We start from the raw sequence: 13,235 nt of genomic DNA on the forward strand, positions 1-13,235 counted from the left end.
GAAGATGAGTCATGTCGTGTTTGAAAATGTCTCGAAGCGATACGTCTTGTATTCGCGTCCGATTGATAAGTTAAAAGAGGTTTTATTTGGCAAGATGAGCGGAAAGCCGTTCTATGCCTTAAAGAATGTATCGTTTTCAGTCGAACAAGGTGAAATCGTTGGTGTCGTCGGCATCAACGGAAGCGGGAAATCGACGTTGTCACATCTCCTTGCGAACGTCACGCCTCCGACGTACGGGCAGGTGACGTTACGTGGTAAGTCCGCTTTGATCGCCATCTCGAGCGGATTGAACAATCAGTTGACGGGGCGCGACAATATCGAGCTCAAGGGGCTGATGATGGGACTGAACAAAAAACAAATCCGAATGATTACACCAGACATTTTAGAATTCGCCGACATCGGGGAATTCATCGACCAACCCGTCAAAACGTATTCGAGCGGGATGCGGGCCCGCTTAGGATTTGCGATTTCCATCAACATCAATCCAGATATCTTGATTATCGACGAAGCCTTATCGGTCGGCGATCAGACGTTTACGGAAAAATGTTTGGATAAGATGCGCGAATTTCGTGATCAAGGGAAGACGATTTTCTTCATCAGTCACTCGCTCAGTCAGGTCAAAAGTTTTTGTTCAAAAGTCTTATGGCTCGAATACGGCGAAGTCCGGATGTTCGGACCAACCAATGAGACGATGGCGGAGTACAACAAGTATCTCTACTGGCACAAACAGTTATCGAAAAAGCAAGTTGCCCATTACGTGGCAAAAAAACGGACAGGACGAAGTGATGAAATCGAACGGTCCGTCCGTGGCGAGACGATTGAATTGTCATCATGAATAAGGGATAGGGGATGGAATGGATGAAAAAAGTCATGCTTGTATTTGGAACGAGACCGGAAGCGATTAAAATGGCGCCTGTCGTCAAAGCACTTGAGGCGCGCGAAGGTGTCGAGCCGATCGTCGTCGTCACGGCGCAACATCGGGAGATGCTTGATCAAGTGCTTGAGTTATTTCAAATCGTTCCCGACCACGATTTAGATTTGATGCGTCCACGACAAACACTCGAAGAAATGACGGCACGGATTTTGAATGCGATGCGTCGTGTCCTCGAAAAGGAGCAACCCGATCTCGTGTTAGTCCATGGGGATACGACAACGACGTTCGCTGCTTCGCTCGCTGCGTTTTACCAACAAATTCCGGTCGGACATGTCGAGGCGGGATTACGGACCTACCAAAAATATGCACCATTCCCGGAAGAGATGAATCGTCAATTGACGGGAGTACTGGCTGATTTTCATTTTGCGCCGACAGATCAAGCAGCCGAAAATCTCCGACGCGAGCATAAACAGACACCAATCATCGTGACGGGCAACACCGTCATCGATGCGCTCAAGACAACCGTCTCGTCCGACTATACGCACCCAGTCTTAACGGACTTAGAGGCGAGCGGACGCAAGTTAATTTTACTGACCGTTCACCGGCGCGAAAATCACCTCCAGCTGTCGCAAATCTTTGATGCCATCGAACGGTTGGCAGAGACGCATGTGGATATTGAAATCGTCTACCCCGTCCATCCGAACCCAATCGTGCTCGAAGCGGCGGAACAATTGAAACACCATCCGCGAATTCATTTGATTGATCCGCTCGATGTGTTTGATTTTCATAACTTAGCGGCCCGGGCAACGTTTATTTTGACAGACTCCGGCGGCATCCAAGAAGAAGCGCCATCGCTTGGTGTACCAGTACTTGTTCTGCGGGAGACGACAGAACGGCCGGAAGGTGTTGCAGCCGGGACATTGAAACTTGTCGGGACAGATCCGGAACGTATTTTTGAGATGAGTCACCGTTTGTTGACGGATGAAGAAATGTATCGGGGGATGGCACAGGCCGCCAATCCTTACGGTGACGGTCATGCGGCGGAACGTATCGTTGACGCGATCATGAGCGAGGTCCCGGTATGAGAACAGCACGTAAGTTTCATTTAGCAAGTTATCATTTTTTTCCGCAGGGAAGTCAAGAAAAGATTCTGTTAGAAGACGAAGCGGTTGGTGTGTTGTTCGATTTCCAGGCGGCGACGGATGCGGATAAATTGTATATCCAATTGTTTGATCAAGGTTTCCAGTATCCGCCGTCAAAGCTGTATCGCCAAGATGCCGCTTTCGGACAGGCGGAAATCATTCATGTGACGTGTCGTTTTGAAACCGATGTTCCTTGTCAAATCCAACTCTTTAAGATGCAATACGGAAATAAAAAACGCATGGGGTCGGAGTCGGAGTTCGTCATGCTCGACGGGGCAACCGATCTTCAGATTCAACTGGAGCGGATCAAAGGGGCACAGTATTTTAAAATTGCCTTTAAATTTCTCGTAGCAGGTGACGTCCGGATCCAACTGACCGAGTTGAAGATCGCTGAACGTATTCAACTGAAACAGGAGGATCCTCACTATGCTGTTTAGTTCGACGATTTTCTTATTTGTCTTCTTACCGGTTGTTCTGCTTGTCTATCATCTAATGCCACGATTTTTTCGTAACGGCTGGCTCCTTGTAGCGAGCCTTTTCTTTTACGCTTGGGGAGAACCGAAGTTCGTTTTGCTGATGCTCGCGAGTATCCTGATCAACTACTTGTTTGCCCTGATGGTCGATACGTACCGGAACCGTGTCGGCATCAAACCTGTCATGGCGAGTATGGTCATCACGAACCTCGCTTTACTCGGGTGGTTCAAGTACAGTGGCTTTTTCATGGCGTCTTTGAATCAAACGTTTCAGGTGGAACTGTTTGTTCCGGAAGTCGTGTTACCAATCGGGATTTCCTTCTTTACGTTTCAGGCGATGAGTTACGTCATCGATGTCTACCGGGAAGCGGGGAAAGTCCAAAAAAACCCGCTTGATTTAGCTTTGTATATCGCGTTATTTCCGCAATTGATTGCCGGGCCAATCGTCCGCTACGAGACGGTCGCAAATGAAATCAACGATCGACAAGAGACCTTACCTGATTTCGCACTTGGTGTCCGCCGCTTTATTATCGGGTTGTCGAAAAAATTGATTTTAGCGAATGGCTGCGGGCAAGTGGCAGATGCCATCTTCAAGATGAATGATTTATCGATGGGGCTGGCATGGATCGGCATCATCGCTTATGCGCTACAAATTTACTTTGATTTTTCGGGATATAGCGACATGGCGATCGGACTTGGTTTGATGTTCGGGTTTCATTTTTTGGAAAACTTCAACTATCCCTACATCGCGAAGTCCGTCTCGGAGTTTTGGCGACGCTGGCATATTTCGCTCGGCTCATGGTTCCGTGACTACGTCTACATCCCACTTGGTGGTAATCGTGTCTCACCGCTCAAACAATATCGAAATCTCGCAGTCGTCTGGATGTTGACGGGCCTTTGGCATGGTGCAAGTTGGACGTTCGTTGCTTGGGGGGCTTACTACGGGATATGGATTATGCTCGAGAAAGCATTTCTCGGGAAATTATTACGCCGTGTCCCCGTCATTTCGACGATTTGGACACTCATTCTTGTGTTAGTCGGCTGGGTCTTTTTCCGTGCAACGACATTTCCGGACGCACTCGAGTACTTGCGTGCGATGTTTATCCCGACAGAAGTGTGGGATGAACGTGCCAGTTACCAGCTCGTCCAAAATGGCGTCATCTTACTGCTTGCCGCGTTTGCTGCGACACCGCTACCAAAAATACTGGGTCAGTGGATCGTCGAACGGCTCGGGAAAGTCGGACAGACGATTCAGTATGGCTATGCGATGTTGTTACTGTTTCTTGCGACATCTGCCCTCGTCGCGAGTACCTTCAATCCGTTCATTTATTTCCGTTTTTAAGTAAGGAGGAATCAGCATGGCACATGCGCCACTCAGACCAGACAAGGACCAGCGGCCACGAAAGAAGTACTCGTTCGAACGACTGATGATGGCGGCGACGGCAGTCAGTTTCATGGTTATCCTGACGATGGTTGGTCTTGGGACGGTCTTGAAACAGGACCGTGTCATGTCACAACTTGAAAATCGTTCGCTCGCAAAATTGACGCCACCAACAACAGCAACAGTCGTCAGTGGGGCATACATGGGAGAACTTGAAAAGTATCTTACCGATCAATTGTTGCTTCGTGGGACACTCGTCGAAACACAAGCCCGCTTGTCAAAAAACGTCTTACGCCAACCGTTTCGAAATGGCATTTATACGGCCCCGAATGACTACATGATTGAGTCGAGTCAGGCACCGGTGACACCGATTCCGGACGGTTTTAAGAAATTTGTCAAAGCCGTTGATCGACCTGTCTACATGGCGCTTGCTCCTTCAAAGACGGTCGTCGCTGAGCAGAACGGGATTTTACCCGATTATGTCGCGTCGAACGCGACAGTCCGGTACAAAAAGATGGTAGAAGGGTTTGACGAGGCAGGGATGACGAACATTTCGCTCGATGAGTTGAAGCTGTCCGATTATTTTAAAACGGATCATCACTGGAACATTGACGGAGCTTATTTTGCCTATCAGCAAATCGTTCGTCAGTTGCAAGCGGACAAGGTATCGATTAAAGAAGTACCCATCGCGTCAAACGCCCGGAAAGTATCCGGGCACGAGTACTATGGATCACTTGCCCGGAAAACGACCCTCGCCTATGCGACGACCGGCGATACACTTGCCTATTACGACGCAAGCCAGTTTGACGGGATTGATGTGTGCTACGACAACACGTGCCAGCAACCGGTCATCGATGAAAGCTATATCAAGGAAGCAGGTGATTATGCTGACCGGTATGAAGTCTTTTTACGCGGTAACCATGGGATCATGTCGATGCAGTCGGACGTCAAGGGACCAAAACTGCTTGTCCTGAAGGATTCCTTTGCGAATCCTGTCCTGCCGTTTCTCGCCCGAAGTGCGAATCTCGAAGTCGTTGATATCCGGTATGTCAATGCCACGTTTGACGTGTCTGTATTCGCAAAACAACAACAAGTCGACGGTGTACTTTTCTTGCATAACTCGAATATCACTGGTCTGATGAAGACGTATCAACAGAAACTGTGAGGAGGTTAATGATGGAATCACGGATGAAGAAAAAACGACCGAATCCGTTCTTGCGAGTCGCGAGTGCGCTTTTGTTACTAGTTGTCTTGGTGGCGAGTGCGACGACCGGATACGCATTTTTAAAGCTCCAACGAACAGCAGATGCATTGATTACTCCACTAAAAGGCGAGCAAAAATTACCACTTGAAGCCATGCGACCTGTCAATGTTTTGTTGATCGGGGTCGATGAACGGAAAAATGATCCGGGTCGGGCCGATGCAATCATGTTGTTATCGTTTAATCCGAAAACAAAACAAGCGAGTTCGCTCTCGATTCCGCGCGATATGCAAGTCACGTTAGCAGATGGACAGACGACAAAAATTAATCATACGTATGCCTATGGCGGTGTCGAAGAGACGCTTCAGACGGTCGAAAAAACGTTTGACGTCGAGATTCCGTATTACGCTAAAATCAACATGGATGGACTGATTGAACTCGTTGACGCCGTTGATGGTGTGACGGTTGATAATCCGTCTGCCTTTAGTTGGAACGACCGTCGGCTCCAAAAAGAGTACAAGAAAGGACAGATTGAGCTGGACGGTCTCGAAGCGAGTGGTTACGCCCGGATGCGAAAACAGGATCCGCTTGGGGATATGGGACGACAAATCCGGCAACGGCAAGTTCTCGAGTCTGTCGGAATGAAACTTGCAGGTCCGAACATTTTAACGAAGCTCGAACAACTCAGTCAGGTCTTAGAGGATAATTTCAGTACGAACATTACGTTTTCTGAAGCGACCCAACTGGCACAAGAGAATCAAACCGGTTTCAAACACTTACAATCCTTGAAAATCGACGGCGAAGGGTATATCGCAAGTGACGGCATTTGGTATTTCTTCGCTTCGGAGGCGTCGATGCGGGAAACGAAACAAGCACTCGAGGCATTGATGAAGGGATAACATAGACTGTGGTGTTGTCGTTTGCTTCATTTTGTAGACAAAGCGGCGAGAATTAAAAGCGCCTTCCGTCTTGAATCGCTTCCAAAGCGAAAAGCAACTTTACGCGACCCTGCAGCGAAGCGAAGCGGCGCGTAAGGTTGCCGCTTTGAAGACGAGTCGAGACAGGGAAATGTGACAGAACAGCCTACCCATGCAGGCTTTTTAAGTTTCATAAGCATTTGATCGATATAGGATTGATTTTGGACTGACTTATGAGTCAGCCCTTTTTTGTTCTGGTCCGAAAGGCTTATTTTCTTTAGTTAACTAAAATATACTTTGACAGTATGGGAATTCGTGTGGAAAATGGAAATGAAAACGATTACATACATTCAAGGAGGATGGAACATGAATCGATGGAAATCAGTCTGTGCAGTTGTGCTAACGTTTGCACTAATTTTCAGTTTACTCCCAGTGAACGGATTAGCGCTCGAAAAAGGAAAGTCGACGCTCGTCATCATTCACTACAAAGAAGATAAAACGTCGGAAAAAGATTGGAATCTCTGGCTCTGGGCGAATGGACCGGATTACTTCCCGAACAAGGCGCACGCCTTTAACGGAGAAGATGCGTACGGAAAGATTGCCGCTTATGAATTCCCAGTCGACCAACCAGAAAAAATCGGCTTGATCGTCCGTGATGATAACTGGAATAAAGATGTCGGTTCTGAAAATGACCGTTTCATCACGAAAGATATGATTAAAGATGGTGTCGCGGAAGTGTGGATTGCGTCTGGAAGTAAAGACGTCTCACCGGTCAATCCGACAGGCGGGGCTGACGTCGAATCAATCAAAACAAACGTCCATTATTACCGTTATGACAACGATTATGAAAAATACGGCGTTTGGGCATGGCCGAATGAGGCGGATGGACAACGATTCGAATTTAATCAACAGGATGAATTCGGTGCCATCGCGACAGTCTCGCTTGCGAACACAACAAAACAACGGCTCGTCGGGATCATTCCGCATATCGAAGGCTGGTCCGAAAAAGACGGGGCGGATCGTTTCTTCTATGCCGGAGCAAAAGACATCTGGTTAATTGAAGGGGATCAAACAATCTACTACGGAAAACCGGAAATTGACCGGACACCTAAGATTACGAGTTTCCTCGCAGATGACTTTAAGAAGCTGACGCTCAAAACGAACGCGCCCGTCTCAGCAGACGATATCGGACAATTTTCGTTCACGGGACTCGTCAATCCGGTCGTCACACAACTTGACGCGAAGACACTTGAAGTAACGGTTTCGTCCGACATCGATTTAGCAAAGATCGTGACTGTGACACATCCTGTATTCGGTGAAGGTGTGCTTGAAGCGGGACAGGTCTTACGTTCTGATGCCTTTGATCAAAAATATGCCTATGACGGTAAGTTAGGTGTGACGTATAAAAAATCAAAAACGACGTTCCGTTTGTGGGCTCCGACTGCACAAGCTGTCGAACTCGAGTTATACAAGTTACCAAAACAAGCAGCAGCAACAACAAAAGACATCACACAAGAAATCGAGATGAAACGTGGTGATCGTGGCGTCTTTACCGTCACTGTAAAAGGTGACCTCGACGGGACAGGCTACACATATGAAGTGAAACATGCAAAAGATACGACGCGTGCCGTCGATCCATATGCGACAGCTGTTGCTGTCAATGGAGATCAAGGTGTTGTCGTTGATTTAAAGGAGACGGATCCGAAACGCTGGACGAAATCAAAGATGCCGCTTAAACAAGCGACAGATGCCATCATCTATGAAACCCACGTCCGTGATTTGTCGATGTTTGATGTGACCGGTTCAGGATATGATTCAGGAATTAAGCAAAAAGGGAAGTACCTCGGAGTAGTTGAACGTGGAACACGTTTAATGAAAGATGGCAAGAAAACGAAAACGAAGACAGGACTTGATCATCTCAAAGAACTTGGCATCACACATGTTCAGTTCATCCCAGTCTACGACTTCAATACGGCTTCCGTCGATGAGACGAATCCGCTAAAATCATACAACTGGGGATATGACCCGAAAAACTACAATGCACCAGAAGGTTCATATGCGACGAATCCATATGACCCGAAAGTCAGAATCACAGAGATGAAACAGATGATTCAAGGTCTTCATGACAACGGGCTACGTGCCGTCATGGATGTCGTCTACAACCATATGTTCGACGCCAAAGCATCGAACCTCGATAAAATCGTCCCAGGTTACTATTACCGTTACACAGCGGGTGGCGATTTAGCGAACGGGACGGGTGTCGGGAATGATACAGCGTCAGAACGCCAGATGATGCATAAGTTGATCGTTGACTCCGTCGGATACTGGGCAAAAGAGTACCACTGGGACGGTTTCCGGTTTGATTTGATGGGGATTCACGACGTCAAGACGATGAATGCCGTCAAAAAAACGACAACTAAAATTGATCCATCAATCCTTGTTTTCGGCGAAGGATGGAGCTTGAACACACCACTTCCTGAAACAGAAAAAGCGAATCAGACAAATGCGAAACAAATGCCAGGCGTCGCTCACTTCAACGATAACTTGCGTGATGCGCTTAAAGGAAGTGTCTTTGAAGATACGGATGCAGGATTCATTAACGGGAAAACAGGTCTTGAAACACGCATTAAACGCGGAATCGTCGGTGAGATTGCTTACAACAAAGACATCACGGGATTCGCAGCAGAGCCGAATCAAACCATCACGTATGTCGAAGCACACGACAACCATACGTTATGGGATAAGTTGAACTTAACGAACCCGAACGATACGGATGCGACGAAAACGAAAATGCACCGCCTGGCGTCAAGCATCCTGTTGACGTCACAAGGGACGACGTTCATTCATGCCGGTCAGGATTTCATGCGGACGAAGGGCGGCGACCATAATTCGTATAAATCACCGGACTCCGTCAACCAGCTCGACTGGAAACGGAAGATGGATCGTCAACAAGACGTCGATTACATGAAGGGCTTGATTGAAGTCCGGAAAGCAAATCCGGCACTTCACCTCGGATCAGCGAAAGACATCAGACGGTATTTGACGTTTGTCGATACGATGGAGCAAGTCGTCGCGTATCAACTTTCAGAAGATGCACCACATCAAAAAGCAGAGTTGTTCGTTGTCCATAACGCAAAACGCACTGCGGTCAAGCTGACGCTTCCGAAAGGAAAGTGGAAGTTGATCGTCGATGGTAAAACAGCAGGGACGAAAACACTTCGAAATGTTTCAGGCAGCATCACGGTGGATCCACTCAGTTCATTTGTTCTAAAAAAATAACAAGATACAAAAAGGTCGTCCCTACCATGAGTGATTCACGGTAGGGACGACCTTTTTTCATCAAGCGGAAAACTTACGCGTAGCGCTCGTCTTCGACTTCCTTATCTTTTAAGTTACCTTCTTCCGATTTTGCTACGATGACGGCACAAGCAGCGTCACCAGTGACGTTGACGGCAGTCCGCATCATGTCGAGTAGACGATCGACCCCGATGATTAAGGCGATTCCTTCGACGGGAAGGTTGACCGACTGGAGGACCATCGTCAGCATGACGAGACCGACCCCAGGCACACCAGCTGTTCCGACAGACGCGAGGACGGCAGTCAAGACGACCGTCGCGAGTTGTCCTGGTGTTAAATCGACATTATAGACTTGCGCGATGAAGACGGTCGCGACCCCTTGCATGATTGCTGTTCCGTCCATGTTGATCGTCGCACCAAGCGGTTGAACGAAACTTGAGACAGACCGTGGTACTTTAAGTTCACGTTGCGCCGTTTGCATCGCGACCGGAAGTGTTGCGTTCGACGAAGATGTCGAGAAGGCGAACATCATGACGGGTGCAAACTTCTTGAAGAAGAAGATCGGATTCATTTTTCCGATCAAAGAGACGGCAGAACCATATGTGAATAATGAATGGACGATTAATGATAAGACGACGATCGACATATACGCGAACATTGCTTGTAATGATTTAAGACCTAATGAACCAACGGCTGAAGCGATCAAGGCGAAAGCTCCGAGCGGCGCCATTTTCATGACGAGTGTGATTAAGTACGTCATCAAGTCATTGCCTTGTTCGATGAACGAACGAAGCGTTGCTGCTTTCTTACCTAAGAACGTAATTCCGAACCCGACGAACACACTGAAGACGATGATTTGGAGCATGTTACCTTCCGCCATCGCCGTGATCGGGTTTGTCGGGAACATCCCGACGATTGTATTGATGATACTTGTATCAGGAATCTCACCGGTTGCCTTTGGCAGTCCTTCAGTCGGGAAAGTACCACGTTCGCCCGGTTTGATTAATAAGGCAAGACCAAGTGCGATGATGATCGCAACTGCTGTCGTCGATAAGAAAAACCCGATGGCTTTTCCGCCGACACGACCCAATTCTTTTGGGTTCCCGAGACCCATGACACCGAGGGAAATTGAGAAGAAGACGATTGGAACAACAAGCATTTTAATCAGGTTCAAGAAAATTGTCCCGATTGGTTGTAAGGCATACATATTTAATTTTTCGTAAATCGTCTTGTCAGGTAGAGCGGCTAGGACAAGTCCTAAGGCGATACCGATGAGAAGACCCCAGATGACTCGTTTTGCTTCTTTCATAAATAATACCAACTCCTTTTTCAGATAACTGTTTATATTTTGACACATCATTCACTGTTTTGACAAAACATTTTAACGATTTTAAGAAAACGCTTACAAAAAGTGCCACGTTTTTTTAGGTAAAACAGATGAATCTGTTGTAAATAATGGGACGACATGAGACTATAGAAAGGAACAAAAAGGAACATATCAAGGATGTAATGAGAACATGTCAATCAACTATTGACCATTCTGTACATTCCTACTATAATGTTATATGACGTGTCTGACACGTTTCCTTTAGTCGGTAATATCGGAGGGAGGGAAAACTAGTGGAAACTCGTGTACGTAAAAATGAATCACTTGAAGACGCACTTCGTCGCTTCAAACGTGGTGTTTCAAAAGATGGTACGCTTGCTGAAGTTCGTAAACGTAAACACTACGAAAAGCCAAGTGTAAAACGTAAGCTTAAATCGGAGGCTGCGCGTAAGCGTAAGAAGTTCTAACGTTAGAGAGGGTGTATCCTCATGAGTCTTCAAGAGCGTTTGACAGCGGATATGAAGGAAGCCATGCGTTCGCGTGAGAAAGATCGTCTGACGACGATTCGGATGGTGAAGTCGTCCCTGCAAAATGAAGCGATTAAACTCGGTAAGCAAGAATTAACTGATGAGGAAGAGCTAACTATACTCTCACGTGAGATGAAACAGCGCAACGACTCCCTCCGAGAATTCGAAAGCGCTGATCGTCACGACCTCGTCGAGAAGATTCAAGCAGAGATTATCGTGCTCGAAGCTTATATGCCAAAACAACTTTCTCAAGAAGAAGTTCAGGAAATCGTTGACGCAGCTATTGCACAGACGGGTGCCTCTGCTCCTTCTGATATGGGGAAAGTAATGGGCGTCGTCATGCCGCAGCTTAAGGGCAAGGCGGACGGTGCTTTGATTAATCGACTTGTTAAACAACAATTAAATTGATCAATTTTGAAGGTATCCCTTGGGATACCTTTTTTTTATTTGTTTTTTTGACACATATTATCGGAATAATTAGAAATTAAAAGAGTTGTGAAACCTTTTAATGGGTGAAAGCGTATATAATAAGAGTAACAAAGAAATGTGTTTCAGAAGGGGAGAAGCGTCTGATTCTGATAAAAAGGGGTGAACGGAGTAATGTCTTTTAGCTTAGGGATGATTTTAGCGGTCTTCTTGGTCGGTGTCGTCATGTTGCTGATCGAAATATTCGTCACAGGATTCGGTATCTTTGGAGTTGTGGGTATCGGTGCTGTCCTCGCGAGCCTGATCATGGCGGGTGCGACGGTCGGTCAAGTCGGCCTTGCGATAGGTCTATCCGTATTTTTGTCGCTGGCGGCAGGATACTGGGCATACCGAAGAATCAAATCCAACCAGTCATTGTTATGGAGAGGTTTGATTTTGACGGATTCGACATCGTCGGAAAAAGGATATTTGTCACATGAAGAGAAAGTTCAACTCAATGGCAAGGAAGGTATCAGTTTGACGCCTTTACGACCTGCTGGAACGATTGAAATCGATGGGAATCGGATCGATGCAGTGACTGAAGGGAATTTTATCGGCTCTGGTGAGCGAATTATCGTCAAAGAAGTGACACACGGACGCGTCGTCGTTCGAGTCCAAACTACGAAGGAGGAGTCAATCACATGACACCTGAACTGTTAACGGTCCTACTCATATCCGGAGGAGTCTTAATCTTCCTCGCAATTTTCTTTACGCTCGTTCCAATCCCACTGTGGATTAGTTCTTTGGCGGCCGGCGTCCGCGTCTCGATTTTCACACTCGTTGGAATGCGTTTACGTCGCGTCACACCATCTAAAATCGTCAATCCGTTAATCAAAGCCGTCAAAGCTGGCTTAAACTTGAATACGAACCAACTTGAAAGTCATTTTCTTGCCGGTGGTAACGTCGACCGTGTTGTCAATGCGTTGATTGCCGCGCATCGTGCAAACATCGAACTTAGTTTCGAACGTGCGGCCGCGATTGATTTGGCAGGACGAAACGTGCTTGAAGCAGTACAGATGTCAGTTAACCCAAAAGTCATCGAAACACCATTCATCGCAGGTGTTGCGATGAACGGGATTGAAGTAAAAGCAAAAGCAAGAATCACAGTCCGGGCTAACATTGACCGTCTTGTCGGTGGTGCGGGTGAAGAAACAGTCATCGCCCGTGTCGGCGAAGGTGTCATTTCGACAATCGGTTCGTGTCACGATCAAAAAGAAGTGCTTGAAAATCCGGAAATGATTTCACGAACGGTTCTTGCGAAAGGCCTTGATTCCGGTACGGCGTTCGAAATTCTATCAATCGATATCGCGGACATCGATATCGGGAAAAATATCGGTGCTGTTCTTCAAACGGATCAAGCGGAAGCGGATAAAAACATCGCCCAAGCGAAAGCGGAAGAGCGTCGTGCGATGGCGATTGCGAGCGAACAAGAAATGAAATCACGTGTCGAAGAAATGCGTGCGAAAGTTGTTGCAGCCGAAGCGGAAGTCCCACTTGCGATTTCGGAAGCGCTTCGTGACGGAAACTTCAGCGTGATGGATTATGCGAATTACCTCAACGTGACAGCAGATACGAAGATGCGCCAGGCAATTGGTGGTCAGTCTTCGCCGAATGACTCACAATAAAGGATG

The 13,235-nt window shown here is 47.2% G+C and carries 12 protein-coding genes; 11 read left to right on the top strand and 1 reads right to left on the bottom strand.

Annotated elements, in window-relative coordinates:
* The first annotated feature begins 4 nt into the window (after positions 1–4).
* The 7 genes from KNP88_RS06755 to pulA all read left to right on the top strand — a co-directional run bounded on the left by KNP88_RS06755 (position 5) and on the right by pulA (position 9,267).
* Positions 5–835 carry an ABC transporter ATP-binding protein gene (locus KNP88_RS06755; protein WP_214892987.1) on the top strand — a complete coding sequence of 277 codons (831 nt, stop codon included), beginning with the start codon at positions 5–7 and terminating at the stop codon, positions 833–835.
* A gap of 23 nt (positions 836–858) precedes the next feature.
* Positions 859–1,959, top strand: coding sequence for a non-hydrolyzing UDP-N-acetylglucosamine 2-epimerase (gene wecB / locus KNP88_RS06760; RefSeq protein WP_214892989.1), 1,101 nt, complete (start codon positions 859–861; stop codon positions 1,957–1,959).
* On the top strand, positions 1,956–2,453 hold the full coding sequence (locus tag KNP88_RS06765; protein ID WP_214892991.1) for a hypothetical protein: 498 nt from the start codon (positions 1,956–1,958) through the stop codon (positions 2,451–2,453). The genes wecB and KNP88_RS06765 overlap by 4 nt, the downstream gene beginning before the upstream one ends.
* A complete protein-coding gene (locus tag KNP88_RS06770) occupies positions 2,443–3,831 on the top strand; it encodes an MBOAT family O-acyltransferase (protein WP_214892994.1) in 1,389 nt (462 codons plus the stop codon). The genes KNP88_RS06765 and KNP88_RS06770 overlap by 11 nt, the downstream gene beginning before the upstream one ends.
* Before the next feature lie 16 nt (positions 3,832–3,847).
* Positions 3,848–5,035, top strand: coding sequence for a DHHW family protein (locus KNP88_RS06775; protein WP_214892997.1), 1,188 nt, complete (start codon positions 3,848–3,850; stop codon positions 5,033–5,035).
* Between the two features lie 11 nt (positions 5,036–5,046).
* Positions 5,047–5,970, top strand: a complete 924-nt coding sequence (locus KNP88_RS06780; protein ID WP_214893000.1) for an LCP family protein — start codon at positions 5,047–5,049, stop codon at positions 5,968–5,970.
* Positions 5,971–6,354: 384 nt separating this feature from the next.
* On the top strand, positions 6,355–9,267 hold the full coding sequence (gene pulA / locus KNP88_RS06785) for a type I pullulanase (RefSeq protein ID WP_214893003.1): 2,913 nt from the start codon (positions 6,355–6,357) through the stop codon (positions 9,265–9,267).
* A gap of 73 nt (positions 9,268–9,340) precedes the next feature.
* Here the strand turns inward: pulA and KNP88_RS06790 are convergent, their stop codons facing one another.
* The gene (locus KNP88_RS06790; protein WP_214893005.1) at positions 9,341–10,594 is read right to left on the bottom strand and encodes a dicarboxylate/amino acid:cation symporter; all 1,254 of its coding nucleotides are present in this window, start codon (positions 10,592–10,594) and stop codon (positions 9,341–9,343) included.
* A gap of 311 nt (positions 10,595–10,905) precedes the next feature.
* Here KNP88_RS06790 and rpsU point away from each other — a divergent pair, with 311 nt between their 5' ends.
* The 4 genes from rpsU to floA all read left to right on the top strand — a co-directional run bounded on the left by rpsU (position 10,906) and on the right by floA (position 13,229).
* Positions 10,906–11,079 carry a 30S ribosomal protein S21 gene (gene rpsU / locus KNP88_RS06795; RefSeq protein WP_012369719.1) on the top strand — a complete coding sequence of 58 codons (174 nt, stop codon included), beginning with the start codon at positions 10,906–10,908 and terminating at the stop codon, positions 11,077–11,079.
* Between the two features lie 21 nt (positions 11,080–11,100).
* On the top strand, positions 11,101–11,547 hold the full coding sequence (locus KNP88_RS06800) for a GatB/YqeY domain-containing protein (protein ID WP_029332932.1): 447 nt from the start codon (positions 11,101–11,103) through the stop codon (positions 11,545–11,547).
* A 192-nt stretch (positions 11,548–11,739) separates the two neighbouring features.
* Entirely contained in the window at positions 11,740–12,249 is a 510-nt protein-coding gene (locus KNP88_RS06805) for an NfeD family protein (protein WP_034801219.1), read from the top strand.
* Positions 12,246–13,229: a flotillin-like protein FloA gene (floA, locus tag KNP88_RS06810; RefSeq protein ID WP_029332934.1), complete on the top strand. Its 984-nt coding sequence runs from the start codon at positions 12,246–12,248 to the stop codon at positions 13,227–13,229. The genes KNP88_RS06805 and floA overlap by 4 nt, the downstream gene beginning before the upstream one ends.
* Positions 13,230–13,235 lie beyond the last annotated feature (6 nt).

It is taken from the genome of Exiguobacterium sp. H66, assembly GCF_018618705.1.
GTDB lineage: Bacteria > Bacillota > Bacilli > Exiguobacteriales > Exiguobacteriaceae > Exiguobacterium_A > Exiguobacterium_A oxidotolerans.